This is a genomic window from Bradyrhizobium sp. BR 1432 (genome assembly GCF_051547705.1).
Classification (GTDB): domain Bacteria; phylum Pseudomonadota; class Alphaproteobacteria; order Rhizobiales; family Xanthobacteraceae; genus Bradyrhizobium; species Bradyrhizobium zhanjiangense.
On record NZ_JBPUGF010000003.1, the window covers coordinates 3125978 to 3152381 of the forward strand.

General features: G+C 65.2%; 17 protein-coding genes and 4 pseudogenes. 15 read left to right on the forward strand and 6 right to left on the reverse strand.

Translation table 11 applies throughout. The annotated features are described in order from the left end of the window. The first annotated feature begins 278 nt into the window (after positions 1-278). Together ACSKB8_RS14880 and ACSKB8_RS14885 are read left to right on the forward strand one after the other, a co-directional pair. Positions 279-1544 carry a cytochrome P450 gene (locus tag ACSKB8_RS14880; RefSeq protein ID WP_438104890.1) on the forward strand — a complete coding sequence of 422 codons (1266 nt, stop codon included), beginning with the start codon at positions 279-281 and terminating at the stop codon, positions 1542-1544. A 178-nt stretch (positions 1545-1722) separates the two neighbouring features. Then, positions 1723-2998, forward strand: a pseudogene (locus ACSKB8_RS14885) (cytochrome P450). 381 nt (positions 2999-3379) lie between these two features. Here ACSKB8_RS14885 and ACSKB8_RS14890 read toward each other — a convergent pair. Further along, the gene (locus tag ACSKB8_RS14890; protein ID WP_438104892.1) at positions 3380-4300 is read right to left on the reverse strand and encodes a LysR substrate-binding domain-containing protein; all 921 of its coding nucleotides are present in this window, start codon (positions 4298-4300) and stop codon (positions 3380-3382) included. 125 nt (positions 4301-4425) lie between these two features. Here ACSKB8_RS14890 and ACSKB8_RS14895 point away from each other — a divergent pair, with 125 nt between their 5' ends. The 4 genes from ACSKB8_RS14895 to mdlC all read left to right on the forward strand — a co-directional run bounded on the left by ACSKB8_RS14895 (position 4426) and on the right by mdlC (position 9343). Beyond that, positions 4426-5595: an acyl-CoA dehydrogenase family protein gene (locus ACSKB8_RS14895; protein WP_438104894.1), complete on the forward strand. Its 1170-nt coding sequence runs from the start codon at positions 4426-4428 to the stop codon at positions 5593-5595. A 9-nt stretch (positions 5596-5604) separates the two neighbouring features. Next, positions 5605-6708: a CaiB/BaiF CoA transferase family protein gene (locus ACSKB8_RS14900; protein WP_438104895.1), complete on the forward strand. Its 1104-nt coding sequence runs from the start codon at positions 5605-5607 to the stop codon at positions 6706-6708. Positions 6709-6723: 15 nt separating this feature from the next. Next, a complete protein-coding gene (locus ACSKB8_RS14905) occupies positions 6724-7575 on the forward strand; it encodes an FAS1-like dehydratase domain-containing protein (RefSeq protein WP_438104897.1) in 852 nt (283 codons plus the stop codon). Positions 7576-7720: 145 nt separating this feature from the next. Beyond that, positions 7721-9343: a benzoylformate decarboxylase gene (gene mdlC, locus ACSKB8_RS14910; RefSeq protein WP_438104899.1), complete on the forward strand. Its 1623-nt coding sequence runs from the start codon at positions 7721-7723 to the stop codon at positions 9341-9343. Positions 9344-9438: 95 nt separating this feature from the next. On the opposite strand, the pseudogene ACSKB8_RS14915 reads toward mdlC, so the two are convergent. Continuing rightward, a pseudogene (locus tag ACSKB8_RS14915) lies at positions 9439-10214 on the reverse strand (SDR family NAD(P)-dependent oxidoreductase). A gap of 74 nt (positions 10215-10288) precedes the next feature. On the opposite strand from ACSKB8_RS14915, the gene ACSKB8_RS14920 reads away from it, so the two are divergent. Further along, positions 10289-10744 (forward strand): MarR family winged helix-turn-helix transcriptional regulator, encoded by a 456-nt coding sequence (locus tag ACSKB8_RS14920; RefSeq protein ID WP_438104901.1) that lies wholly within the window; start codon positions 10289-10291, stop codon positions 10742-10744. A 196-nt stretch (positions 10745-10940) separates the two neighbouring features. On the opposite strand, the gene ACSKB8_RS14925 is transcribed toward ACSKB8_RS14920, so the two are convergent. After that, positions 10941-11735 carry an SDR family oxidoreductase gene (locus tag ACSKB8_RS14925; RefSeq protein WP_438104902.1) on the reverse strand — a complete coding sequence of 265 codons (795 nt, stop codon included), beginning with the start codon at positions 11733-11735 and terminating at the stop codon, positions 10941-10943. A gap of 53 nt (positions 11736-11788) precedes the next feature. Beyond that, a complete protein-coding gene (trhA, locus tag ACSKB8_RS14930) occupies positions 11789-12484 on the reverse strand; it encodes a PAQR family membrane homeostasis protein TrhA (protein ID WP_438104904.1) in 696 nt (231 codons plus the stop codon). A gap of 178 nt (positions 12485-12662) precedes the next feature. Between trhA and ACSKB8_RS14935 the strand changes: the two genes are divergently transcribed. Both ACSKB8_RS14935 and ACSKB8_RS14940 read left to right on the forward strand, forming a co-directional pair. Continuing rightward, a complete protein-coding gene (locus ACSKB8_RS14935; RefSeq protein WP_438104906.1) occupies positions 12663-14132 on the forward strand; it encodes a YcjX family protein in 1470 nt (489 codons plus the stop codon). Continuing rightward, positions 14129-15157 (forward strand): YcjF family protein, encoded by a 1029-nt coding sequence (locus ACSKB8_RS14940; RefSeq protein WP_438104908.1) that lies wholly within the window; start codon positions 14129-14131, stop codon positions 15155-15157. The genes ACSKB8_RS14935 and ACSKB8_RS14940 overlap by 4 nt, the downstream gene beginning before the upstream one ends. Positions 15158-15331: 174 nt before the next feature. Here the strand turns inward: ACSKB8_RS14940 and ACSKB8_RS14945 are convergent. After that, positions 15332-16868, reverse strand: a pseudogene (locus tag ACSKB8_RS14945) (glycosyltransferase family 39 protein). Between the two features lie 385 nt (positions 16869-17253). On the opposite strand from ACSKB8_RS14945, the pseudogene ACSKB8_RS14950 reads away from it, so the two are divergent. From ACSKB8_RS14950 to ACSKB8_RS14965, 4 genes and pseudogenes are all read left to right on the forward strand, one after another. Then, positions 17254-18983, forward strand: a pseudogene (locus ACSKB8_RS14950) (adenylate/guanylate cyclase domain-containing protein). 332 nt (positions 18984-19315) lie between these two features. Further along, positions 19316-20515 (forward strand): molybdopterin-dependent oxidoreductase, encoded by a 1200-nt coding sequence (locus tag ACSKB8_RS14955; protein WP_438104910.1) that lies wholly within the window; start codon positions 19316-19318, stop codon positions 20513-20515. 12 nt (positions 20516-20527) lie between these two features. Continuing rightward, a complete protein-coding gene (locus ACSKB8_RS14960) occupies positions 20528-20836 on the forward strand; it encodes a cytochrome c (RefSeq protein WP_438104912.1) in 309 nt (102 codons plus the stop codon). A gap of 208 nt (positions 20837-21044) precedes the next feature. After that, the gene (locus ACSKB8_RS14965) at positions 21045-21245 is read left to right on the forward strand and encodes a cold-shock protein (RefSeq protein WP_008563500.1); all 201 of its coding nucleotides are present in this window, start codon (positions 21045-21047) and stop codon (positions 21243-21245) included. Positions 21246-21418: 173 nt separating this feature from the next. Here the strand turns inward: ACSKB8_RS14965 and ACSKB8_RS14970 are convergent, their stop codons facing one another. Then, entirely contained in the window at positions 21419-21880 is a 462-nt protein-coding gene (locus tag ACSKB8_RS14970) for an Lrp/AsnC ligand binding domain-containing protein (protein WP_212080526.1), read from the reverse strand. Positions 21881-21994: 114 nt separating this feature from the next. Between ACSKB8_RS14970 and putA the strand changes: the two genes are divergently transcribed. After that, positions 21995-24994: a bifunctional proline dehydrogenase/L-glutamate gamma-semialdehyde dehydrogenase PutA gene (gene putA, locus ACSKB8_RS14975; protein WP_438104916.1), complete on the forward strand. Its 3000-nt coding sequence runs from the start codon at positions 21995-21997 to the stop codon at positions 24992-24994. 115 nt (positions 24995-25109) lie between these two features. Then, a complete protein-coding gene (locus ACSKB8_RS14980; protein WP_438104918.1) occupies positions 25110-26315 on the forward strand; it encodes a CaiB/BaiF CoA transferase family protein in 1206 nt (401 codons plus the stop codon). Positions 26316-26404 lie beyond the last annotated feature (89 nt).

Here is a 26404-nt window from a genome sequence, read left to right on the forward strand (position 1 = left end):
TGTTACGGTCAAACTATAGATCAGAGGTTAGTCGATCCCCAACATGGCCGGGTTCGATTTACCCCGATTCCAGTTGGTTTCTTGCACAATTCCCCATCGAGCGGCGTGCGGGAGGTCACGTTGGCGTGGCAGCGTGACGGCCATCCGACGCTCGCGTGAAGGTTGGATGTGGCAAAACTCTCCCTTGCCCCGGCGCAGACAACCGGCTGTAATTGCAAATCAAATACCGCAGCGCAGAATTCAACGAGAACGCGCGGTTCACCACAGGGAGAGCGGTCATGCATGGGACCATCGAGAGCGCGGCCACGCTCGACGCACTTCGCGCACGCGCCACGTCGCTGCCGCTGGAGCAGTTCGATCCGGGCGATCCTGAATTGTTCAGGACCGATACGTTCTGGCCCTATTTCGACCGCCTGCGCCGGGAAGATCCGGTGCACTACTGCAAGAACTCGATGTTCGGGCCGTATTGGTCGGTGACGCGCTACAACGACATCATGGAGATCGAGACCAATCATTCGGTGTTCTCCTCGGCCTCCTCGCTCGGCGGCATCACCATCCGCGACATCGATCCGGACTTGCGTCGCGAGAGCTTCATCTCGATGGACCCGCCGCGGCATGCGGCGCAGCGCAAGACCGTGGCGCCGATGTTCACGCCGACGCATCTGGACAATCTCGCGCTGAACATCCGCAAGCGCTCGGCCGAGTGCCTGGACAACCTGCCGCGTGACGAGGTGTTCGACTGGGTCGACCACGTTTCGATCGAACTCACCACGCAGATGCTGGCGGTGCTGTTCGACTTCCCCTGGGAGGACCGCCGCAAGCTGACGCGCTGGTCCGACATCGCCACCACCATTCCCGGCCCCGACGGCCTCGTCGCGAGCGAAGACGAACGGCAGGCCGAGCTGACGGAATGCGCGGCGTATTTCTCTCGCCTCTGGAAAGAGCGCATCGCGCAGCCGCCGAAGAGCGACCTGTTGTCGATGATGGCGCATGGCACTGCTACGCGCGACATGGATGCGAAGAACTTCCTCGGCAATCTCATCCTGTTGATCGTCGGCGGCAATGATACCACCCGCAACACCATGTCGGGCTCGCTTCTCGCGCTGAGCCAGCATCCGGAGCAGTACCGCAAGCTGCGCCAAAACCCCGATCTGCTCGACAGCTTCGTGCCGGAGGTGATCCGCTGGCAGACGCCGCTCGCGCATATGCGGCGCACGGCGCTCTCCGATTTCGAGTTCCGCGGCAAGCAGATCAAGAAGGGTGACAAGGTCGTGATGTGGTACGTCTCGGGCAACCGCGACGAGGCGGCGATCGAGAAGCCCTACGATTTCATCATCGATCGCGCCCGCCCGCGCACCCACCTTTCCTTCGGCTTCGGCATCCACCGCTGCGTGGGCTTGCGGCTTGCCGAACTCCAGCTCAAGATTATTTGGGAAGAAATTCTCAAGCGCTTCGACCATATTGATGTGGTCGGCGAACCCAAGCGGGTCTATTCGAGTTTCGTCAAAGGACTTGAGACGCTGCCGGTGAAGATTGCGGCGTGAGTTAACTCCCTCTCCCCGTCCTTACGGGGAGAGGGTCGGGGTGAGGGGCTCTCTCCGCGAGCACGCTGAGAGACGGACTCGTGGAGAGTCCCCTCACCCGGATTGCATCTTTGATGCAATCCGGCCTCTCCCCGCAAGCGGGGAGAGGCGAAGAAAAAGATCAACTGGAGCCACGACGATGAACATCCAAGCGCCGGTTAAAGTGGACAAGGCCGAACGCATGCGCAGGGCCCGCGAGGAGGCCTATGCGACGCCGCTGGCGCAATTCCACCCCGGCGCGCCCCGGCTGTTCCAGGACGACACGCTGTGGCCGTGGTTCGAGCGGCTGCGCAAGGAAGAGCCGGTGCATTACTGCACCAATGCGCCGATCGAGCCGTACTGGTCGGTGGTGAAGTACAACGACATCATGCATGTCGACACCAATCACGGCATCTTCTCCTCGGACTCGACGCTCGGCGGCATCTCAATTCGCGACGTGCCGGAAGGCTATGACTGGCCGAGCTTCATCGCCATGGACCAGCCCCGGCATTCGGCGCAGCGCAAGACGGTGTCGCCGATGTTCACCCCTCAGCATCTCGAACGAACTGGCAAAACTGATCCGGCAGCGCTCGCAGACCGTGCTGGACAATCTGCCGCGCAACGAGACCTTCAACTTCGTCGAGCGCGTCTCGATCGAGCTGACGACGCAGATGCTGGCGACACTGTTCGACTTCCCCTGGGAGGAGCGGCGCAAGCTGACGCGCTGGTCCGACGTCTCGACCGCGCTGCCCAAGAGCGGCATCGTCGCCTCGGCCGAGGAGCGCCGCCGCGAGATGGACGAGTGCTACGCCTACATGTCCAAGCTGTGGAACCAGCGCGTCAACTCGGCGCCGCGCAACGATTTGCTGTCGCTGATGGCGCATAACGACGCCACGCGGTTCATGGATTCCGACAATCTCATGGGCAACATCATCCTGCTCATCGTCGGCGGCAACGACACCACGCGCAACACCATGACCGGCTCGGTGCTGGCGCTGAATGAGAACCCCGAGCAGTACGACAAGCTGCGTGCCAACCCGGCGCTGATCGATTCCATGGTGCCCGAGGTGATCCGCTGGCAGACGCCGCTGGCACATATGCGGCGCACCGCGCTTGCCGACACCGAGATCGGCGGCAAGCCGATCAAGAAGGGCGACCGCGTCGTGATGTGGTACGTCTCCGGCAACCGCGACGAGGAGATGTTCGAGAAGCCGAACGACTTCATCATCGACCGCCCGCGGCCGCGCACCCACCTCTCCTTCGGCTTCGGCATCCACCGCTGCGTCGGCATGCGCCTCGCCGAGCTCCAGCTCCGCATCGTCTGGGAGGAGATGCTGAAGCGCTTCGACCGCATCGAGGTGGTCGGCGAGCCGAAGCGGATCTATTCGAGCTTCATCAAGGGGTACGAGTCGCTGCCGGTAAGGATTCCGGGGTGATGGCCCCATCCTCCGTCATTGCGAGGAGCTCTTGCGACGAAGCAATCCAGACTGTCTCCGCAGAGGGATCCTGGATTGCTTCGCTGCGCTCGCAATGACGAGGTTTTGCACACTCGTAGCCGCGGCGCGTTGACGCCCGCCAGCTATAAAATTCCGGCATGACAGCTCGCTCAAGATGCGAAGGGCCGGCTGCGGGCTTGTGCCCTAAACCGCTGGCGCGGCAGCGTTCGGTGCGCTCCCTCGCCCCGCTTGCGGGGAGAGGGTTGGGGTGAGGGGGAATCTCCGCGGAGACGGTAACAGTGGAACTCGCGGAGACTCCCCCTCACCCGGAATTTGCTGCGCAAATTCCGGCCTCTCCCCGCAGGCGGGGAGAGGCGAAGATCACGCGAGCCTGATGTCCCACACACCCTCCTTGCGGCAGGCGGCGACCTCCTCGCGCAAAAGCGCGGTGATGGCGAGCGAGGCCGTCGAGGCCGGACGATCGATCGGAGAAGCAAAAATGAGCTCGCGCGTCATCGGCTTGGATACGGGCGCGGCCTCCAATCGCCCATCTGCGACCTCGCCGTGGACCGACGAGGGCGGCAGCAGCGCGAAACCGAGGCCCTCCTCGACCAGGCTCGTCAGCACGCGGAACGAATCCGCTTCTAACTGGACGTCGAGCTTGATCTTGCGCTGGGCGGCCGCGTGCTCGATCAGGGCGCGAAGGCCGTGGGAATGACTCGGCAGCACCAGCCGCTGCCGCAGCAGCCAGCCGATGTCGACGCTCTTTTTGCGCGCGAGACCACAGCCGCGCGGGCCGACCGCGACGATGTTGTCGCGCCCCAAGCTCTGCACATTGAGATGCAGATCGGCCGAGCGGCCGTAGAGGATGGCGAGATCCATCTCGCCGCGATGCAGCCATTCGACGAGATGGCCGCTGTAGCTCTCGACGATGCGCAGCGAGATGCCGGGAAATTTCTCGACGCAGCGCCGCGCAAAACGCGCCGACAGCACGCAGCTCACGGTCGGAACCAGGCCGAGCACGACTTGGCCCGACGGCGGGCCCTTGGCCGACTGGATGTCGTCGCGGATCTGGTCGATCTGCCGCACGATGCCGGAGGTGCGCGCCAGCAGCAGGCGACCGGCGTCCGTCAGCACCATGCCGCGGCCGTTGCGGGTGAACAGCTCGGTGCGCAGCTCGTGTTCCAGGAGCTTGATCTGGCGGCTCAGCGCCGGCTGCGCCACACGCAACGTGTCGGACGCCTTGGACAGGCTGCCGAGCTCCGCCACGCAACTGAAGGTCCTGAGCTGACGGAAATCCATGCTTGCCAATCCTGGAAGGCTACTTCATACGCTATAACAAATGAGCATAGGGGGCTGGCGTTGTTTTCACAACGCCAGAGGATTGGCCGGCGTTATCTTAACTGCCGCTACTGATTGGAAACGCCATGAGTCAAGAACACCACACCGAAGATTACGCCGACATCCGCGAAGCCGTCGCAAAACTCTGCGCGCAGTTTCCCGGCGAATATTGGCGCAAGCTCGATCGCGAGATGGCCTACCCGAAGGCATTCGTGGATGCGCTGACCGAGGCCGGCTATCTCTCGGTGCTGATCCCCGAGGAATATGGCGGCGCGGGGCTGAAGCTTTCGGCAGCCGCGGCGATCCTGGAAGAGATCCAGCGCGCGGGCTGCAACGGCGGCGGCTGCCACGCCCAGATGTACACGATGGGCACGGTGCTGCGGCATGGCAATGCCGAGCAGAAGGCAAAGTATCTGCCGAAAATCGCGAGCGGCGAATTGCGCTTGCAGGCGTTCGGCGTCACCGAGCCGACCAGCGGCACCGACACCACCTCGCTCAAGACCTTCGCGCGCAAGGACGGCAACGACAGTTACATCGTCAACGGCCAGAAGATCTGGACCAGCCGCGCCGAGCATTCCGACCTGATGATCCTGCTGGCACGCACCACGCCGAAGGAGCAGGTCAAGAGGCGCACCGATGGTCTTTCGGTGTTCATCGTCGACATGCGCGAGGCCAAGAACAATGGTCTGGAGATCCGCCCGATCCGCACCATGATGAACCACGCCACCACGGAAGTGTTCTTCACCGACATGAAGGTGCCGGCCGAGAATCTGATCGGCGAGGAAGGCAAAGGTTTTCGCTACATCCTCTCCGGCATGAATGCCGAGCGCATTTTGATTGCGGCCGAATGCGTCGGCGATGCCAAATGGTTCATCGCGAAGGCCACCAATTACGCCAAGGAGCGCGCGGTGTTCGGCCGTCCGATCGGCCAAAATCAAGGCATCCAGTTCCCGATCGCCAAGGCCTATGCCTCGATGCGTGCGGCCGAGTTGATGGTGAAGGAAGCCACGCGCAAATACGAGGCCGGGCTCGATTGCGGCGCCGAGGCCAACATGGCCAAGATGCTCGCGGCCGATGCGTCCTGGGAAGCGGCCAATGCCTGCATCCAGACCCATGGCGGTTTCGGCTTCGCCGAAGAATACGACGTCGAGCGCAAATTCCGCGAGACGCGGCTCTATCAGGTGGCGCCGATCTCGACCAATCTCGTGCTGTCCTATGTCGCCGAGCACGTGCTCGGCATGCCCCGCTCGTACTGAGGTCGCGCCATGGGAGCACTTGAGGGGATCAGGGTGATTGCGGTCGAGCAGGCGGTCGCGGCGCCGTTCTGTTCATCACGCCTAGCGGATGCCGGCGCGGAAGTGATCAAGATCGAGCGGCCCGAGGGCGATTTCGCCCGCGGCTATGACGCGGCGGCCAAGGGCCAGAGCAGCTATTTCGTCTGGCTCAACCGCGGCAAGCAATCGGCGGTGGTCGATCTCGCCACGAAAGAAGGCTGCGCCGAGCTGGAGAAGCTGATCGCGAGCGCCGACGTGCTGATCCAGAACCTCAAGCCGGGCTCGATGGACAAGCTCGGCTTTTCGCGCGAGCGGCTGCTGAAGGACTATCCAAAGCTGATCTCGTGCACCATCACCGGCTATGGCGATGAGGGTCCCTACGCGCATCGCAAGGCCTACGATCTCCTGATTCAGGCCGAGAGCGGCCTCGCCTCGATCACCGGCAACCCCGACGGCGCCTCGCGCGTCGGCATGTCGATCGTTGACGTCGCAACCGGCGCCACCGCACATGCGGCGATCCTGGAAGCGCTGATCGCACGCGGGCGCACCGGCAAGGGCGCCGACATCCGCATCTCCATGTTCGACGTGATGGCCGATTGGTGCACCGTGCCGCTGCTCAACTCCGAGGCCGGCAATCCGCCCAAGCGCATGGGCCTGCGCCATCCCTCGATCGCGCCCTACGGCGTGTTCACCTCCAAGGACGGCAAGGACATCCTGATCTCGATCCAGAGCGAGCGCGAGTGGAAGACGCTCTGCGCCAAGGTGCTGGACCAGCCGGATCTGCCGAGCGATCCGCGCGTCGCCAACATGGTCGAGCGCGTGCGCAACCGCGACTTCACCGATAAGACGGTCGCAGATATCTTTGGCAAGATGACGCGCGACGAGCTTCTGAAGCGGCTGTCGGACGCCGACATCGCCTTCGCCGAGGTCAACACCATGGCCGACCTGACCAGCCATCCGCATCTGCGCCGCATCGAGGTCGACACGCCGAACGGCCGCGTCAGCTATCCCGCGCCGGCGCCGATCATCGTCGGCGAGACGCGCTCGTATGGCCCGGTGCCCGCCATCGGCGAGCGTCCCCAATCCAGGAAATAACAAGAGCGAGGCGTCATGACCGAGAAGCTCGACATCGATCATCTCAGGCAATGGATCGGCCGCAGCACGGAGGCCACCGACATCGTCACCGCGCAGCTCGTGAAGGGCCTGCGCGCGACGCTGTTCCAGGACGTCGGCGAGCCCAGGACCGGCGATGCCGCACCGTTCACGGTGCATTGGTGCCTGGCGCAGCCGGTGTTTCCGATGTCGATGCTCGGCCCCGACGGTCACCCGACCCGCGGCGGCTTCCTGCCGCCGGTGCCGCTGCCGCGCCGGATGTGGGCCGGCGGCGAGATCGAATTTTTGCAGCCGCTGCGCGTCGGCGACGAATCGACGCGGACGTCGCATATTGCCGACGTACAGGTGAAATCAGGCTCGACCGGCACGCTGTGCTTCGTCTCGGTCGAGCACAGCATCTCTTCGCCGCGCGGGCTCGCCATTCGCGAGCGGCAGGACATCGTCTATCGCGAGATGACGAGCAGCGCGCCGGCGCCCGCAAAGGCTCCGCCCCCGCCACCGAAGGCGCAGCATCGCGAAACCCATGTCTCGGATCCCGTGCTGCTGTTCCGCTACTCCGCGCTGACCTTCAACGGCCACCGCATCCATTACGACCGCGACTACGTCACCAAGGTCGAGGGCTATCCGGGCCTGATCTTCCACGGGCCGTTGCAGGCGGCACTGATCATCGAAATGGCGGCGAAACTGCACGGCGGCAAGGCGCCGAAGAAGTTCACCTATCGCGGTGTGCAGCCGCTGTTCGAAGGCACGGAGTTCTCCATCAACGCGAATGACAGCGGCGAGAGCATGGAGCTGTGGACTGCGAACGCGGAAGGGCAGCCGACGATGAAGGGGACGGCGGTGTGGTAAGCCACCGCTGCCTCCTCGTCATTGCGAGGAGCGAAGCGACGAAGCAATCCAGACTGCCACGGCGGCGACAGCCTGGATTGCTTCGCTTCGCTCGCAATGACGAGTGCGGGGCTGCTACCTTCGCTAACCAACAAGGGACGGAACCATGTCCAAGAACGGCAAGACCGGCAGCAGATCCGTCACCGTGAAGCAGGCAACTCTCGACCTGCTGCGATCCTTCGGCATCAATAAGGTGTTCGGCAACCCCGGTTCGACCGAGCTGCCGTTCCTGAGCGACTGGCCCGATGACATCGACTACGTCCTGGCGCTGCAGGAAGCCAGCGCGGTCGGCATGGCCGACGGCTACGCCCAGGCGACGCGCAATGCCGGCTTCGTCAATTTGCATTCGGCGGCCGGCGTCGGCAACGCGCTCGGCAACATCTACACCGCGCATCGCAACCAGACACCGCTCGTGATCACCGCGGGCCAGCAGGCGCGCTCGATCCTGCCGCTACAGGCATTCCTCTATGCCGAGCGCGCCTCCGAGTTTCCGCGGCCTTACGTCAAATATAGCGTCGAGCCGGCGCGGCCCGAGGACGTGCCGGCCGCGATCGCGCGCGCGTATTACACCGCGATGCAGCCGCCGTGCGGCCCGACCTTCGTGTCGATCCCGATCGACGACTGGGCGCATGCGGCAGCTCCCATCGAGGCGCGCAAGGTCAGCCGCGAGATCGGGCCCGAACCTGACGCGATGCAGGCGCTGGTGAAGGCGCTGACGTCGAGCAAGCACCCCGCGCTCGTGGTCGGTCCCGGCGTCGACCGCGCCGGCGCGGTCGACCTGATGGTGCGCGTCGCCGAGAAGGCCAAGGCCAGCGTCTGGGTCAGCCCGTTCTCGGCGCGCTGCTCGTTTCCCGAGCGGCATCCGCAGTTCGCGGGCTTCCTGCATGCGTCGCCCGCGCAGCTGTCCGATGCGCTGCGCGAGCACGACCTCGTGGTCGTCATCGGCGCGCCGGTGTTCACCTTCCATGTCGAGGGCCATGCCGCGATTTTCGACGGCGGCGCGACGATCTTCCAGATCACGGATGATCCGGATGCGGCGGCGGTGACGCCGGTCGGCACCAGCATCATCGCCACCATGAAGCCGGCGCTGAGTCTGCTGCTCGACCTTTTGCCGGAGAGCAAGCGGTCAACGCCGAAAGGCCGCACGCTGCCGCCGCCGCCGCAAGCCGCCGATCCGCTGCCCGTCGACTTCCTGCTGCATTCGTTGTCGCAGGCGATGCCTGGGGGCGCGTCGCTGGTCGAGGAGGTGCCGTCGCACCGGCCGGCTATGCAGAAGTTCATGCCGATGCGCGGCCAGGACAGTTTTTACACGATGGCGAGCGGCGGCCTCGGCTACTCCCTGCCCGCCGCGGTCGGCATGGCGCTCGGCAAGCCAAAGCAGCGCACGGTCTGCCTAATCGGCGACGGCTCGGCGATGTATTCGATCCAGGCGCTATGGACCGCCGTGCAGCGCAAGCTGCCGCTCACCGTCGTCGTCATCAATAATTCCGGCTACGGCGCCATGCGCTCGTTCAGCCAGGTGATGCAGGTGCGTAACGTGCCGGGGCTGGAGCTGCCGGGGATCGATTTCGTGCGGCTCGCCGAAGGCATGGGCTGCCATGCGGTGCGGGTGAGCAAGGCGGCGGAGCTGGGCGAAGCGCTGAAACGCGGGATGGCACATGCAGGCACCTGCCTCGTCGAGGTCGTCGTGGATGCGGCGGTGCCGGTGCTGTACGGGCAGAAGCATTGACACTGTCGTAGCCCGGATGGAGCAAAGCGAAATCCGGGACTCCTGCCACAAGCGAGTTGGTCCCGGATTACGCTGCGCTCCATCCGGGCTACACATCACGACGCCAAAAATCCCCCATCAGCCGCGAGCACGTGTCCCACGACATACGACGACGCGTCCGACGCCAGCCACACCACCGCCTCCGCCACTTCCTCCGGGCTCCCCATCCGCCGCAGCGGCAGGCCGGCGCTCACCGTTGCGACATCGCCGACGCCGGCGCGTAGCATCATGTCGGTGACGACGCGCCCGGGCGCGATGGCGTTGATGCGGATGCCGCGGGGGCATTCTCCATCGCGGCCGAACGCGTCAGCGAGATCGCGGCGGCCTTGGAGGCCGAGTAGAGCGAGAAGCCGGGATTGGGATTGCGCACGCCGCTGACGGAGGCGTTGACGACGATGCTGCCGCGGCCGTGCCCCAGCATAACAGGCAATTGATGGCGCAGGCACAGGAACAGCGCGCGGACATTGGTGTCGAACACGCTGTCGTAGATCTCCGTGCCCTGCTCCTCCAGCGGCGCGCGGCGCTCCTGGAATCCGGCATTGTTGAAAGCCACGTCGAGCCGGCCGCAACGCGTCACGGCCGCGCTGACGAGGCGCGCGACGTCGTCCTCTCGCGTGATGTCGGTCTTGACCGGAATGGCCAACGCACCGAGTTCGCTGCATGCCGCGGCGGTGGCTTCGATCTCGGCCTCGCGCCGCCCCGCGACAAAAATCGCGTCTGCGCCTTCGGACGCCATCCGCAGCGCGGTGGCGCGGCCGATGCCGCTGCCACCGCCCGTCACCAGGCAGACCTTGCCCCTCATCCGCATCCCCGCCGGCAAAGTTCCGCTCATGGCTACTCCAAAACGCTTGCGCGCGCCGTTGCACGCATATAGTTGTATGATACAACTATATGCCGGGAGTCAAGATGGCCGAGCTTTCGCTGATCGACGATATCCGCGCCGCCTCGCGCCTGATGGTGCGCGAGCTCGGCTTCATGGACGCGACGGTGGCGGCATCGGACTATCCGCCGTCGGCGGTGCACACCATCCTGGAGATCGGCATCCGCGGGCCCATGACCTCGGGAGAGCTCGGCGATTTCCTGCGGTTGGAAAAATCCAGCGTCAGCCGCCTGGTGCGCAAGCTGATCGACTGCGGCGAGCTCAGGGAAACGCCTGATGAGCTTGATGCACGCAGCAAGCTCATGTCGCTGACAGCGAAGGGACGGCGCACGCTGGAGGCGCTGCACGCGTTTGGGCGCCAGCAGGTGAGCGGAGCGCTGGCGGCGCTGACGGAGGCGGAGCAGCGCACCGTGCGCGAGGGGATGATGCTCTATGCGCGGGCGTTGCGGCAAAGCCGGATGGAGGAGGAGATGGCGGCGTAGCCGCACTCTCGGTGTCATCGCCCGGCTTGACCGGGCGATCCAGTACTCCGAGATGGTCGTAGTTTATTCGATAGGCCGCGGCGTACTGGATGCCCCGCCTGCCGCCTTCGCTAAAGCTTCGGCGCCCCTGGACCTCAACCCCGGCGAAGCCTGGGCGTAGCCGGGTCGCGGGGCATGACAGCGTCAAATGTGGCGGTCACTTCCCGAACTCCTCCCGCATCTTCGCCTGGATCTTGGCCATGCCGCCGATCCAGCGGTCGTAATTCTCGGTCTTCTTGCGCATGTAGCCGAGCACCTGGGGATGCGGCAGGATCAGGAACGTCTCCTGTTCGAGGCCGGCGAGCACGTCTTTCGCCACCTGCTCCGGCGTCAGGTCGCCGTCGCCGGATTGCGGGCCTTTCGGGATCGAGCGCAGCATGTTGGTGTCGACGCCCTGCGGGCAGAGGATCGAGACCTTGATGTTGTGGGCCTTGTGCGAGATCGCGAGATTTTCGGCAAAGCCGACCGCGGCGTGCTTCGTCGTCGAATAGGCCGGGCTGCCGACCTGCGACAACAGGCCCGCGGCCGAGATGGTGTTGAGGAAATAGCCGCCGCCACGCGCCTTCATGCGCGGAACCAGATGCCGCGCGGCATAGACGTGGGCCATGACGTGGATGGCCCAGCTGCGCTGCCACGGCTCGTCGGAGGCGCCGCCGGCATTTTCCGACATCGGATCGAAGCCGCCGCCGATGCCTGCATTGGAGCAGAACAATTCGATCGGGCCGAACTGCCGCTCGGTCTCCTCGATGACGTGCGCGATGTCCTTTTCCTGCGCGACGTCGCATTTGAAGGCGGCACCATCCACCATGGCCGCGACCGCCCTCGCATTGGCGGCGTCCATGTCCGCGACGACGACCTTGGCTGCACCCGCCCCTTGAAAAGCCTCGCACAGCGCCTTGCCGATGCCATTGGCGCCGCCCGTGACGACCACGATCTTGCCAGTCACCTGCATGCGACGTCTCCTCTTGTCCTGGACCGCGTCTCTTATACCGCTTCGCGGCTTGCTTAGCTCAACACGAGGTCGAGCACCGCGGTATAATGACACGCCGCGCCGGCCAAGACAAAGCCGTGCCAGATCGCATTCTGGAAGCGCAGCCGCCGCCAGGCGTGGAAGATCACGCCAAAGCTGTAGAGCAGGCCGCCTGCAAGGATGAAGCCCAGCACCAGCGAGGGCAACGCCCTGACGACGGCGTCGTAGATCATGAGGCCACTCCAGCCCATCGCGAGATAGATGCCGACCGAGACCCGGTCGAACCGGCCGGGATAGAGAAGCTTCAGCACGATGCCGAGGATCGCCACGCACCAGACGCCGGCAAGCAGCACCAGCGCGAACACGCTGTCCTTCACTTCCAGGATGAACGGCGTGTAGGTCGCCGCGATCAACAGATAGATCGCGGAATGGTCGAACCGCCGCAGCAGCCATTTTGCCGGCGACACCGGCCAGAGATTATAGGTCGCCGACAGCACCAGCATCGAGATCAAGCCGGCGACGTAGATCGAGACGCCGACGATGTCGGTGGTGTCGGAATAGACCGCGGCCAGCACCACCAGCACGGTCGCTGCGACGATGCCGAAGAGGACGCCGATCGCATGCACGACGCCGTCGGCGATCAGTTCGGCGCGATCGTAGTTCCAGCCGATCGCGTCGGCTGCGGCGTGGACGGAGCTGGATGCAAGCTGTTTCAGTTGGAAGACGGTCATGGCAATCCGCAAAGCGTGGCAATGCCCTCTTGTATGGGTCTTTCGAGATCGGCGCATCGTTCAAACGGCTGATTTGCCGACAAAGGCGGTGGAAGTATGAAGCTTGATTTTCCTCTGGCAGTTGCCACTTTTGTGAACGGTCGCACATTCCTCCCGCCCGAGATCCCCTAACGTTCATATGGCATTCAGTTTCCAGGATATGGTCGAGGAGGCGCGGCTGTCGGCGAGGGCGCTGATCGACTATGGCGAGCATTTCTTCAATCCGACGGTGCGGCTCGGGGTCACCGGCCTGTCGCGGGCCGGTAAGACGGTATTCATCACGGCGCTGATTCACGGCCTCACCCGCGGCGGCCGGTTTCCGGTGTTCGAGGCCTATGCCTCGGGCCGGATCGCGCGGGCGCATCTGGCGCCGCAGCCCGATGATGCCGTGCCGCGCTTTGCCTATGAGAACCATCTGCGCGCACTGATCGAGGAGCGGCGCTGGCCGAGCTCGACCGTCGATATCAGCGAGCTCCGCCTCGTCATCGACTATCAGCGCCCGAACGGCGCCGACCGCACGCTCACGCTCGACATCGTCGACTATCCCGGCGAATGGCTGCTGGACCTGCCGCTGCTGCAGAAGAGTTATGAGCAATGGTCGGCGGAAAGCCTGGCGCTGTCGCGTGAGGCGCCGCGTGCGCATCTGGCAACGGACTGGCACGCGCATCTCGCAACGCTCAAGCCCGACGCACGCGAGGATGAGCAGGCAACACTGACGGCCGCGAAGCTCTTCACCGATTATCTGCGCGCTTGCCGCGACGAGCGCTTCGCGATGAGCCTCTTGCCGCCCGGCCGCTTCCTGATGCCCGGCAGTCTCGCTGACACGCCGGCGCTGACCTTTGCGCCGCTCGACGTGCCCGCCGGCGGGCAGGCGCCGGAGGGATCGCTATGGGCGATGATGGTGCGCCGCTATGACGCCTACAAGGACATGGTGGTGCGGCCATTCTTTCGCGATCATTTTGCGCGGCTCGATCGCCAGATCGTGCTCGCCGATGCGCTCACCGCGTTCAACTCCGGACCCGAGGCGCTGCACGATCTCGAAGCCGCGCTTGCCGGCATTCTGGATTGCTTTAACATCGGTCGCAGCACGTTGCTCTCCAGCCTGTTCCGGCCACGCATCGACCGCATCCTGTTCGCGGCGACCAAGGCGGACCATCTGCATCATTCCAGCCACGACCGGCTCGAGGCCGTGCTGCGCCGTGCGGTCACCGGCGCGGTGACGCGCGCGGAAAATACCGGCGCGCAGATCGACGTGGTGGCGCTCGCCGCCATCCGCGCCACGCGCGAGGCGCAGGTGGCGCATGGCCGCGACAAATTGCCGTCGATCCTGGGAACGCCAACCGCGGGCGAAAGCGCAGGCGGCGAATTCTTCGACGGCAACACCGAGGTTGCGACCTTTCCAGGCGATTTGCCGCTGGATCCCGAACCGCTGTTCAACGGTACGGACGCGTTCCGCGGGCTCTCGACGCAGGCCGCCGAGAAGAGTGATTTCCGCTTCCTGCGCTTCCGCCCGCCGAAGCTCGAGCACGAGGGCACGGAAGAGCCGGCCCTGCCACACATCCGCCTCGACCGTGCCTTGCAGTTCCTGATCGGAGACAAGCTCTCATGAACGAGCGATCCCAGCAGCGGCGGCCGGCGACGTTCCGGCTGGACGATCCCAGTGTCGTCGTCACCGAAGCCGACGAGACGGGACGGATCAGTCGCGGCACCATCCAGATCACGCCGGAGCCCGATCCACTGGCGCTGCCGGTGCCGGTTCGAACCGCGCTTCCGGCGCGCCGCGGCTTTCCCTGGGGCGCGCTGTTCTGGTCCGGGCTCGCCGGATTGACGCTGCTCGGTACCGGGCTCGGTGTCGTCCGTCTGATCGAGGATCTGTTTGCGCGCAGCGAAAGCCTCGGCATGGTCGGCCTCGCTTTCGCGTTCGTCACCGCACTTGCGCTCGCGGTGGTGATCGGGCGCGAGGCGTTCGGGCTGGCGCGGCTCGCGACCATCGAGAAACTGCATCAGCGCGCCGCCGCGGTGCTTGCCAGTGACGATCGCAAGGAAAGCCGCGTCATCGTGCAGGACCTCCTGAACATCGCGCACCAGAATCCACAGCTCGCGCGCGCCCGCGCCACGCTCGAGAGCCATGCCGGCGAGATCATCGACGGCGCCGATATGATCCGGCTCGCCGAGCGCGAGTTGATGTCGCCGCTGGATGCGGAGGCGCGGCGGCTGGTGTCGTCAGCGGCGCAAAAGGTCTCGATCGTCACGGCAGTCTCGCCACGCGCGGCGATCGACGTGCTGTTCGTGTTCGTCGCCGCGCTGCGCCTGATCCGCCAGCTCGCCTACCTCTATGGCGGCCGCCCCGGCGCGCTCGGCATGATCCGCCTGCTCCGCCACGTCATCGCCCATCTCGCCATCACGGGCGGCATGGCCGCGAGCGACAGCCTGGTGCAGCAGATGCTCGGCCACGGCATCGCCGCGAAGCTGTCGCAGCGGCTCGGCGAAGGCGTGCTCGACGGTCTGCTGACGGCACGGCTCGGCCTTGCCGCGATCGAAGTCACGCGGCCGCTGCCGTTCGCGGCCCTGCCGCCGCCGAAGCTGTCGGACCTTGCAACGGATCTGCTGCGGAAGAAGGACGAGGAGGAGTAGGGCTCTGCTCGTCCTTACCCTCCCCTGGAGGGGGACGGTCGGCTCACATTGAGCGGAGCGAAATGTGAGACGGGGTGGGGTGACAGTCTCGCCACATCCAACAGTGCCCGAGTGGAAAGATCACCCCACCCCGCTCGCGCTGCGCGCGATCGACCCTCCCCCTCCAGGGGAGGGTCAGAGAAACCGCGCGAGTCTCGCGCTGAATTCCCCCGCCAGCACGCGCCACTGGAACAGCGGCAAATCCTTCGGCGGCGATAGCTCGGGTGTCCAGCCGGTGAGCTTCTCAAGCACATAGGTGTCCATCACGCGCCCACGCCAGCGGCGCTCGACCTGGCCAAGCGGCTCGCGTTTCGCCGGGATGTTCTCCCACATCGATGATCGATTGTCCGGCTCCCGCCCGACATAGATGCCGGCGTGGCCCTTGATCCGATCCATGCCGGGATCGCGGAAATCCTGGAAGCGGCCGCGCTCGTTGATCTCGACGACGGGCACGCGGCCCCTGAACAGCCAGCGCATCATGGCGTAGGTGCGATAGTCCGTGGTGGCGATCCAGGTCGCGCCGGTCTCGTCCAGCGCGGCCTGCGCGCGCGCGGCGACCTGCTCGTAGCCGGCTTCCGCGCCGATCGGGTCGATCTTGCCGAGGAGATTCCAGGGCGCGGCCACGTAGTAGAGGAACACGATGACGACGAAGGCGATACCCGTCGTGATGGATGTCCTGGCCCAGAACGCCGAACGATCTGAGCATGCGCGCCGACCATCCCTCCTTCGTCATCGTTGCGAGGTTCACAGCCGCCGCGGCGAAGCCGACCGGCCACATGAACATCGGCCAGGTGTCGCCGACCCGAAGCGTCATCGACTTGACCAGGAAATAGAGAAACGGCACCAGCACCGCGGTCGACAACAGGATCGCGACCGGCTCGCGCGTGCGATAGCCGCGCCATGCCGTCAGCACCAGGCCCGTCAGCACCACGGGTAGCATGACGAAGCCGACAAGGCCGAATTGCAGGCCGATGTAATCGCCGATGGTGCGCAGCGAGATGCCGTAACTGGCGGTGGCGCGGACGCCCTGGAAGCGGAACGAGGCCCAGTCATGCTGCGCGTTCCAGATCAGCACCGGCGAGAACACGAGGGTCGCGACCAGCACCGCGAGATAGGGATAGGGGCTGCGCAGCCAACGCCAGCGCCAATCTGGCACGAGTAGAAAAGCTGCCACGGCGGGCGCGAACATGATCGCGGTGAATTTCGACAGCATCGACAGACCCGCGAACAGGCCGGCCGCGAGCCACCAGCGTCCATCGCCGCTTTGCGCGAGCCGCACCAGCGACCACATCATCGCCACCGCAAACGGGATCATGGCGACATCGGGCGCGACTTTGGCCATCAGCAGGCCGTAATAGAGCGCGGCCTCCGGCATCAGCACCGCGATCATGATCGCTCGTGCGTCATGGGTGAGACGGCGAACGATGTCGGCGAGCAGCAGCTGCGTCACCAGCATCGCGACGATGCCGCCGAAGCGGACGCCAAGCGCGGTGTCGCCGAAGATCGCAGTGCCGAAGCGAATGACCCAGGCGACGCCAGGCGGATGATCGAGGAAGCTGAGCGCTGCCTCCTTCGACCAGGTCCAGTAATAGGCCTCGTCGGTGCGCAACTCGATCGCGGAGGCGTAGACGATGCGCAGCACGGTCATCGCGGCGATGATCGCTGCGGCCATCACGAAGGGCCGGCGCGCGGCGCCGCGGAGGGGCACGGTGATGTCAGGGGCTGTCGTCACGGCCGCGCTTTTGGCCAACCTGGGAGGGGAAGTCAATGCGGGGGGTTCCATTCTCCCTGTCGTCCCGGACAAGCGAGCGGAGCGAGCGCTGATCCGGGACCCATAACCACAGGGAGGTGTTTGGCGAAGACTCGTGGTTACCAGCTCGCGCCCAACCCGTTCCTGTGGTTATGGGTCCCGGATCGGCGCGCGCTTGGGGCGCGCTTGTCCGGGACGACGGCGGAGTGTGTGGCTCCCTGCCGCGCATGTGATCTTCAAAGCTGTCCAGCCCTGGAATTAAACGCTACGCTGGCTGTTCTCCTTCATGAACTGATACAACCGAATCATGGCCACCGCTCCCATACAGATGTCCGTCGTCCGTGCCACCAGCGTGCGGCAGGTACGGCTCATCTGTGGAATCATCCTGTTCTCCTACGTGGTCAGCCATTTCCTCAACCACGCCCTCGGCAACATCTCGGTCGATGCCATGGAGGCCGGGGTCTACTACCACACCTTATTCTGGCAGTTCCTCCCCGTCGCGATCGTGTTCTACACGGCCGCACTCACCCATATGGGGCTCGGCCTCTATGCGCTGTACCAGCGCCGGCAGTTCCGCTGGCGGACGATCGAGCCGCTCCAGCTGGTGCTGGGCTTGAGCATCCCCGCTTTGGTCATGGCGCATGTGATCGGGGTGCGGCTCGGCCAGACGCTGTACGGACACCAGAAACTCTATCCGCAGGAACTCTATCTGTTCTTCGTCGCATCGCCCGGCCGGCTCTGGCAGATGACGATCCTGCTTCTCATTGCCTGGGTGCACGGCTGCATCGGCATCTTCTTCTGGCTTCGCCTCAAACCGTTCTTCACGCGCGCGGCCCCCTATCTGCTCGCGGCCGCCGTGCTGATCCCGACGCTGTCGCTGCTCGGCATCTATCAGGGCGGCCGCAGCGTCGCCGTCGAGAGCGACGATGGAGAATGGCGTACGCACAATCTCACCCGCCGCCAGGTCGGCACGGTCGCGGAAGGCAATACGCTCGACCGCATCACCGGCGGCCTCACCGTCGGTTATTTCGGCCTGCTCGGACTGGCGCTGGCGGCGCGCGGCGTGCGCGCGTTGCGCGAACGGCGCGGCGGCATGATCGCGCTGTCCTACGGCAACGGCAAGACAGTGCGGATCCCCAAAGGGCTGTCGGTGCTGGAAGCGAGCCTGCGCCACAATGTGCCGCATGCCAGCGTCTGCGGCGGCCGCGCCCGCTGCTCGACCTGCCGCATCCGCATCATCGGCGATCACGGCGCCCTGCCCGAGCCGTCGCAGCGCGAGGCCTTCGTGCTGACCCGCGTCGGCACCAGCGATCCCTCGATCAGGCTCGCCTGCCAGCTGCGGCCGACGTCGGATCTCTCCTTCTTCAGCTCTTCACCCCGCACACACTCTCCGCGAATGCGCAGGCCTCGACGCCTGCCAGAATCGGCCAGGAGCGCTATCTCGTCAGCCTGTTCGTGGACATGCGCGGCTCGACGCAGCTTGCCGAGAAGCGACTGCCGTTCGACACCGTCTTCATCGTCAACCGCTTCCTCGGCGCGGTGTCGCAGGCGGTGATCGAGAACGGAGGCCAGCCGAACCAGTTCGTCGGCGACGGCATGCTGGCGCTGTTCGGGCTGTCGGCCGATCCGCAAACTGCCTGCCGGCAGGCCCTGAAGGCGGCCGCGGGGATCGCCATGCATATCGACGAGCTCAACGAGCTCCTGAGCCACGATCTGCGCCAGCCGATCCGCTTCGGTATCGGTATTCACGGCGGCGAGGTCATCATCGGCGATATCGGCTATCGCGATCACATCGTCTTCACCGCACTCGGCGATGCCGTCAACGTCGCGGCCCGCCTCCAGGACATGACCAAGACGCTGACTTGCGAAGCGATCGTCTCGGAGGAAGTCCGCCGCACCGCCGGCCTTGTCGAGCACGCCCTGCCGCAGCAGGAGGTCGCGATCCGCGGCCGCGACGAGCCGATGGCGGTGCGCGTCATCGCGGATGCGAGGGAGCTGATGGCGCTGGTCGACGGGAGCGTGCGCGTCGCGGCGTAGCGCGCAAGCCACACGGAAGGTGCGCTCCCTCCCCGCTTGCGGGGGAGGGTTGGGGAGAGGGTGTCTCCGCAACGGGACAATCCCCAGAGGGAGAGAGCCCTCACGCGGCGCTCTGCGCCGACCTCTCCCGCAAGCGGGAGAGGTGAAGCGCACCGTCGCTGCCGTTACAACTCCAGTCCCTCTCATCACCACGTAACACCGGCCTGTTGCAACGCAGCGGCATGGGCTTGCTGCGAAAGCACGAATTGACTTCGTCCAAATCGTTGCAACAGATGAGCGCAGGATCGCGGTGATGACCGTGATCCAACGAAAAGCTCCGGGAGGGGACCAGAATGTTTGATCGACGCGACCTGCTCAAGGGAGCGGGTCTTTCCGCACTTGCGGCCACACTGAGCTCAACCAAAACGCTGGCGCTCGACACCGTCACCCTGCCCTTTGCCAACGGCGAGCGGCCGCTGGTGAAATATCCGCAGAAGCGGCCGATGATCAGCCTGACGAGCCGGCCGCCGCAGCTCGAGACGCCTTTTGCGATCTTCAACGACGGCCCGATCACGCCGAACAACGCGTTCTTCGTGCGTTATCATCTCTCCGACCTGCCCTACAATCTCGATCCCGACAAGTTCACGCTCGAGATCAAGGGCAAGGTCGACAAACCGCTGAAGCTGTCGCTGAGGGACATCAAGAAGATGAAGGCGACGGAGATCGTCGCCGTCAACCAGTGCTCGGGCAACAGCCGCGGCTTCTTCGAGCCACGTGTCGCCGGCGGCCAGCTCGCCAACGGCGCCATGGGCAATGCGCGCTGGCGCGGCGTGCCGCTGAAGGCGGTGCTGGAGATGGCGGGCGTGCAGGCCGGCGCCAAGCAGGTCACCTTCAACGGCATGGACGGCCCGGTCAACGACAAGACGCCCGATTTCATCAAGGCGCTCGATATCGATCACGCCACCGACGGCGAGGTGATGCTGGCCTATGGCATGAACGGCGAGGACCTGCCGTTCCTCAACGGCTTCCCGCTGCGCCTGATCGTGCCCGGCTATTACGGCACCTACTGGGTCAAGCACCTCAACGAGATCACGGTCATCGACAACGTCTATGACGGCTTCTGGATGAAGTCGGCCTATCGCATCCCTGATACGCCCAACAATGCAGTCGAACCGGGCACTGCGCCGAAGGCGACGATCCCGATCAACCGCTTCACCATCCGCTCCTTCATCACCAGCGTCCCGGACGGCGCCAAGCTGAAGGCGGGAGCTGTGACCCTGCGCGGCATCGCCTTCGACGGCGGCAAGGGCATCAAGGAGGTCCAGGTCTCCACCGACGGCGGCAAGAGCTGGACCAGCGCCAAGCTCGGCAAGGATCTGGGCAAATACTCGTTCCGCGAATGGAAGCTGCCGGTGAAGCTCCCGGCAGGCAGCCACGATCTCAAGGTCCGCGCCACCAGCAATGGCGGCGAGACCCAGCCGGACACGCCGCGCTGGAATCCCGCGGGTTATTTGCGCAATGTCGTCGAAACCGTCCGCGTGACCGTGGCCTGAAGGAGAATGATCATGCAGCGCACCGTTCTCCTCGCCATCTCGCTCGCCCTCGCCACCGCGGTGGGTTCGGCACTTGCGGCGCCGGTCAATTACAAAACCCCAGACGAGGTCGCGGCGTTCAAGCCGGGGCCCAATCTCGAGGTCGTGCAGGGCAATTGCGGCGCCTGCCACTCGTCCGACTACATCGCCACGCAGCCGCCGATGAAGGACAAGAGGGCCTTCTGGCAGGCCGAGGTGACCAAGATGATCAAGGTCTATGGCGCACCGATCGACGATGCCGATGTCGGCAAGATCGTCGATTATCTGGCCGCGACTTATTGACGGATGGCGCGCGGCGTGCCGGCCATTTGACCGTGAAACGGGCAAAACCGGCAAAAACGCTGCGAAGTTGAGCGGAATTCGGCGAAATGCCGATGTGGTTTGAGCTACCAAGCCTGCCACATTCCGCGTATCCTGTTAGGACCGAACCGGCCGGTTGGCGGGGACTGGCGGTTCGAGATCTCGGAGGAAGACCCGCGGAGAAGTCGTGATGGCTAAAGGTACGGTCAAGTGGTTCAACCCGACGAAGGGTTATGGATTTATCCAGCCTGCGTCGGGTGGCAAGGATGTGTTCGTGCATATCTCGGCAGTGCAGAAGGCCGGTCTGTCCACCCTCAACGAGGGACAGACGGTGGAATACGAAGAGATCGCAAACCGGGGCAAGACCTCCGCAGAGAACCTCAAAGTATAAGCCCGCGCCAGCCATTGCTGCCTCCCGGATCTGTCCGGGAGCGGGGCCAAAAAAATTTCAGAAGACGGCCAGTGCATTCGACGACAGGCGTTGCGATTGCACAGGGATAGCTATTTTTTTCGTGAAGACCGCTTATTCAACGCCACAGCAATGACAATCGCGACAGCACTTCGCTAACCCACCGGCAACGGTGCGTCGCGCTTGATCTCTTCCATCACCGCATAGGTCCGCGTCTCGCGCACGCCCGGCATCGACAGCAGGGTCTCGCCGAGGAAGCGTCGATAGGCGGTCATGTCTGCCAGCCGCGCCTTGACAAGATAGTCGAAGCCGCCGGCAACCATGTGACACTCCAGCACCTCGGGCGCGAGCTTCACGGCACGCGCGAAACGCTCGAAGTTGTCGGGCGTTGTCTTGTCGAGTAGCACCTCGACGAACACCAATAGACCGAGGCCAAGCCGGTGCGGATTGAGCCGGGCGCCGTAGCCCTCGACAAAGCCCTCGCGCTGCAAGCGCTTCAGCCGCTCGCCGATCGACGTCGGCGACAGCCCGATGCGCTCGGCGAGATCGACATTGGCGATGCGCCCATCCTCCTGCAAGATCGAGAGGATTTTCCGGTCTGTTCGATCAAGTTCCATATTATACGCGGCCAAACAGGGAATGATCTTAATTTTCTAAGGCAATTCGGTTAAATTGTCTATCGAACCACGGTAACGCGGGCCTTATCCTGGATTTCAGCCACAGGACACGCCATGCCGAACATTCCGCCGCCCTTCTCCGCCCCTTACGCGCCCGATGATAGTGACATCGCTGCGCGCCTGTTGCCGGCCTCGCATCTGTCCCCGCCGCAGGAGGCGCGGATCGACCGCACCGCGACGCGGCTGATCGAGGCAATTCGCAAGCGCGACGACCGGCTCGGCGGGGTCGAGGACATGCTGCGGGAGTTCGCGCTCTCGACCAAGGAGGGGCTCGCGCTGATGGTGCTGGCCGAGGCGCTGCTGCGCGTGCCCGACGCACGCACCGCCGACCAGTTCATCGAGGACAAGCTCGGCGAGGGCGACTTCATCCATCACGAGACCAAATCCACCGCCTTCCTGGTCAATGCCTCGGCCTGGGCGCTCGGCATCTCGGCGCGGGTGATCCAACCCGGCGAGACGCCTGATGGCACCATCGGCCGGCTGGTGAAGCGGCTGGGGGCGCCTGCCGTGCGCACCGCCACGCGCCAAGCGATGCGGCTGATGGGCAATCATTTCGTCCTGGGTGAGACCATCGAGCAGGCCTTGGAGCGCGGCCAGCCGCGCTCCGGCCAGAAGCCGCGCTATTCCTTCGACATGCTCGGCGAAGCCGCGCGCACGGCGGCGGACGCCAAGCGCTATTTCGACGCCTATGCGAGCGCGATCGAAACCATCGGCAAGACTGCCGGCAGCCATCCCCTCCCCGACCGGCCCGGCATCTCGGTCAAACTCTCGGCACTTCATCCGCGCTTCGAGGCGATCAGCCGCGAACGGGTGATGCGCGAACTGGTGCCGCTGCTGCTCGATCTGGCGCAACGCGCGAAGGCCCATGATCTCAACTTCACCGTCGATGCCGAGGAAGCCGACCGGCTGGAGCTGTCGCTCGACGTGATCGCGGCAACGCTCGCCGATCCCTCGCTTGCCGGCTGGGACGGATTTGGCCTGGCGATCCAGGCCTATCAGAAGCGCGCGAGTGCGGTGATCGACTATGTCGAGGCGCTGGCCCGCGCGCATGACCGCAAGCTGATGGTGCGGCTGGTCAAGGGCGCCTATTGGGACACCGAGATCAAGCGCGCGCAGGAGCGCGGGCTCGACGGCTATCCCGTGTTCACGCGCAAGGCGATGACGGACCTGAACTACATCGCCTGCGCGTCAAAACTGCTCGGCTTGCGGCCGCGCATCTTCCCGCAATTCGCCACCCACAACGCGCTGACCGTCGCGACCGTGCTGGAGCTTGCCGGGAAGAGCGGCGGCTTCGAATTCCAGCGCCTGCATGGCATGGGCGAAGCGCTCTACGAGCAGCTTGCCAAGGATCACCCCGAGATCGCCTACCGCACCTATGCACCGGTCGGCAGCCACCGCGATCTGCTCGCCTATCTGGTGCGGCGGCTGCTGGAGAATGGGGCAAACTCCTCCTTCGTGGCCCAGGCGGCCGATTATCGCGTGCCGGTCCCGGCGCTGTTGCAGCGTCCGGCCGATGCCATCGAACGTCCGCAACAGGCGGCCCATCCCAAGATTCCGCTCCCCCGCGATCTCTTCGCGCCGGAGCGCCGCAATTCGCGCGGCGTCGAATTCGGTGAGCGTGCCGCACTCGACCGGCTGCTGGCCGACGTTAAGGCCGAGGCGGCCGATCTCAAGCCCAACGCCGATGCGACGCCGGATCGGGCCAACGCAGCGGTGACTGCGGCGCGCGCCGGCTTTGGCGCCTGGAGCCGGACGCCGGCAGCTGCGCGCGCGGCGGCGCTGGAGCAGGCCGCGCATCTGCTGGAGAGCCGCAGCGCCCATTTCATCACGCTGCTGCAAGCCGAGGGCGGCAAGACGTTGGACGACGCGCTGTCCGAGTTGCGCGAGGCAGCCGATTTCTGCCGCTATTATGCCGCGCAGGGCCGCAAGCTGTTCGGAGTTGATGCCGCCATGCCGGGCCCGACCGGCGAGAGCAATGCGCTCGCCATGCGCGGCCGCGGCGTCTTCGTCGCGATCTCGCCGTGGAATTTTCCGCTCGCGATCTTCCTCGGCCAGGTCACCGCGGCGCTGATGGCCGGCAACAGCGTTGTGGCCAAACCTGCCGAACAGACCCCGCACATCGCGCGCGAGGCCGTGGCCCTGCTGCACGAGGCCGGTATCCCCAACAGCGCGCTGCATCTCGTCACCGGCGACGGCCGTATTGGCGCCGTGCTGACCGCGCATGCTGATATCGCCGGCATCGTCTTCACCGGCTCGACCGAGGTGGCGCGCGCCATCAACCGCGCGCTTGCCGCCAAAGATGGGCCGATCGTGCCGCTGATCGCGGAGACCGGCGGCATCAACGCCATGATTGCGGACGCGACCGCGCTGCCGGAACAGGTCGCCGACGACGTCGTGACCTCCGCGTTCCGTTCCGCCGGCCAGCGCTGCTCGGCGCTGCGGCTGCTGTTCGTGCAGGAGGACGTCGCCGACCGCATGATCGAGATGATCGCAGGCGCGGCGCGCGAGTTGAAGATCGGCGATCCCAGCGACGTCGCAACCCACGTCGGGCCGGTGATTGATCGCGAGGCCAAGCAGCGTCTCGATGCCCACATCGCGCGGATGAAGACGGAAGCGCGGCTGCACTTTGCAGGCCACGCACCGGAGGGCTGCTTCGTCGCGCCGCACATCTTCGAGCTCAAGGACGCCGGCCAGCTCACCGAGGAGGTGTTTGGCCCGATCCTCCACGTCGTCCGTTATCGGCCCGAGACCCTCGAACGTGTCCTGCAAGCGATCGAGCGCACCGGCTACGGACTCACACTAGGCGTCCACTCCCGCATCGACGACACCATTGAGGCGATCATCGATCGCGTCCAGGTCGGCAACATCTACGTCAACCGCAACATGATCGGCGCCGTGGTCGGCGTGCAGCCGTTCGGCGGCAACGGCCTGTCCGGGACTGGCCCCAAGGCCGGCGGCCCGCACTACCTCGCGCGCTTTGCCACCGAGCAGACCGTGACTATCAACACCGCGGCAGCCGGTGGCAATGCTGCGTTGCTTGCGGGGGAGGAGTGAGGCCCTGCGCCAGGCGCCGTTGCATCCCGCGGAAACATCGGTCTAATGCTCCCACGAGGCGCCCGCGCCAATTCCAGCGCGCGGGAAACGACAAGAGCGAGGGAGCAACGCCGCGATGGAAAAGGGCATTTTTGCGGGGCTGAAGGTTCTGGACTGCGCGAGCTTCATTGCAGCGCCCGCGGCCGCGACGGTGCTGTCGGATTTCGGCGCCGACGTCGTCAAGATCGAGCCGCCCGGCACCGGGGATCCTTACCGCAATCTGCCGAATCTTCCGGGCTATCCGACCGGCGAGCACAATTTCGCCTGGCTGCTGGAGGCCCGCAACAAGAAGAGCATCGCGCTCGACCTCTCCAAGCCGGAAGCGCAGGCCGTGCTCTACAAGCTGGTGGCGGAGGCCGACGTCTTCATCACCAACATGCCGCCGCCGGTGCGCGCCAAGCTCGGCATCACCTATGACCATCTCGCCCATCTCAATGACCGGCTGATCTACGCCTCCTTCACCGGCTATGGCGAGAAGGGCGAAGAGGCCAACAAGCCCGGCTTCGACAGCAACGCCTATTGGGCGCGCTCCGGCCTGATGGACCTCGTCCGCGCCGATACCCACACGACACCCGCCCGCTCGGTCGCCGGCATGGGCGACCATCCCTGCGCGATGGCGTTCTACGGCGCCATCGTCACCGCGCTCTATCAACGCGAGAAGACCGGCAAGGGCTCGCATGTCGCCTCCAACCTGATGGCGAACGGGGTGTGGGCCGCGAGCGTGCTGGCGCAGGCAAAACTCTGCGGCTCCAAGTTCGGCGAGCGGCGCCCGCGCGAGCGCGCGTTGAACGCGGTCGCCAATCACTACCAGTGCAAGGACGGCCGCTGGCTGATCCTGTCCCTACTCAACGAGGAGCGGCAGTGGCCGACGCTGGCGCGCTGCCTCGGGCGCGAGGATCTGATCGACGATCCCCGCTTCGTCACCAAGGCCGACCGCCACGCCCGCTCGGTCGAGCTGATCAAGATTCTGGACGACACTTTCGCGACCAGGGATCTCGCCGAATGGCGCAAGATCCTCGACGGCAATGGCCTCGTGTTCGGCGTCGTCGCCATTCTCGACGACATCCCGAACGACAAGCAGATGCTCGACAACGAGGTGCTGGTGCCGTTCGAGAACGACACCATGCTCACCATCAACAGCCCGATCTGGATCGATGGCGCCAGGAAGGTCCAGCCGCGCAAGCCGCCTGCAGTCGGCGAGCACAGTGACGAGATTTTGCGCGGCGCGGGATACGACGAGGCGGCGATCAGGCAGCTGCGCGGGTCGGGGGCGGTGGGGTAGGGTCGAGTCGCTCGCTCCGAACACCGTCATTGCGAGGAGCCCTTGCGACGAAGCAATCCAGACTGTATCCGCGGATGCATTGCTGGATT

Excerpts from the sequence above, each read along its gene's own strand:
- ACSKB8_RS14880 (WP_438104890.1), top strand. The coding sequence starts at position 279 with ATGCATGGGACCATCGAGAGCGCGGCCACGCTCGACGCACTTCGCGCA.
- ACSKB8_RS14890 (WP_438104892.1), bottom strand. The coding sequence starts at position 4,300 with ATGGATTTCCGTCAGCTCAGGACCTTCAGTTGCGTGGCGGAGCTCGGC.
- ACSKB8_RS14895 (WP_438104894.1), top strand. The coding sequence starts at position 4,426 with ATGAGTCAAGAACACCACACCGAAGATTACGCCGACATCCGCGAAGCC.
- ACSKB8_RS14900 (WP_438104895.1), top strand. The coding sequence starts at position 5,605 with ATGGGAGCACTTGAGGGGATCAGGGTGATTGCGGTCGAGCAGGCGGTC.
- ACSKB8_RS14905 (WP_438104897.1), top strand. The coding sequence starts at position 6,724 with ATGACCGAGAAGCTCGACATCGATCATCTCAGGCAATGGATCGGCCGC.
- mdlC (WP_438104899.1), top strand. The coding sequence starts at position 7,721 with ATGTCCAAGAACGGCAAGACCGGCAGCAGATCCGTCACCGTGAAGCAG.
- ACSKB8_RS14920 (WP_438104901.1), top strand. The coding sequence starts at position 10,289 with ATGGCCGAGCTTTCGCTGATCGACGATATCCGCGCCGCCTCGCGCCTG.
- ACSKB8_RS14925 (WP_438104902.1), bottom strand. The coding sequence starts at position 11,735 with ATGCAGGTGACTGGCAAGATCGTGGTCGTCACGGGCGGCGCCAATGGC.
- trhA (WP_438104904.1), bottom strand. The coding sequence starts at position 12,484 with ATGACCGTCTTCCAACTGAAACAGCTTGCATCCAGCTCCGTCCACGCC.
- ACSKB8_RS14935 (WP_438104906.1), top strand. The coding sequence starts at position 12,663 with ATGGCATTCAGTTTCCAGGATATGGTCGAGGAGGCGCGGCTGTCGGCG.
- ACSKB8_RS14940 (WP_438104908.1), top strand. The coding sequence starts at position 14,129 with ATGAACGAGCGATCCCAGCAGCGGCGGCCGGCGACGTTCCGGCTGGAC.
- ACSKB8_RS14955 (WP_438104910.1), top strand. The coding sequence starts at position 19,316 with ATGTTTGATCGACGCGACCTGCTCAAGGGAGCGGGTCTTTCCGCACTT.
- ACSKB8_RS14960 (WP_438104912.1), top strand. The coding sequence starts at position 20,528 with ATGCAGCGCACCGTTCTCCTCGCCATCTCGCTCGCCCTCGCCACCGCG.
- ACSKB8_RS14965 (WP_008563500.1), top strand. The coding sequence starts at position 21,045 with ATGGCTAAAGGTACGGTCAAGTGGTTCAACCCGACGAAGGGTTATGGA.
- ACSKB8_RS14970 (WP_212080526.1), bottom strand. The coding sequence starts at position 21,880 with ATGGAACTTGATCGAACAGACCGGAAAATCCTCTCGATCTTGCAGGAG.
- putA (WP_438104916.1), top strand. The coding sequence starts at position 21,995 with ATGCCGAACATTCCGCCGCCCTTCTCCGCCCCTTACGCGCCCGATGAT.
- ACSKB8_RS14980 (WP_438104918.1), top strand. The coding sequence starts at position 25,110 with ATGGAAAAGGGCATTTTTGCGGGGCTGAAGGTTCTGGACTGCGCGAGC.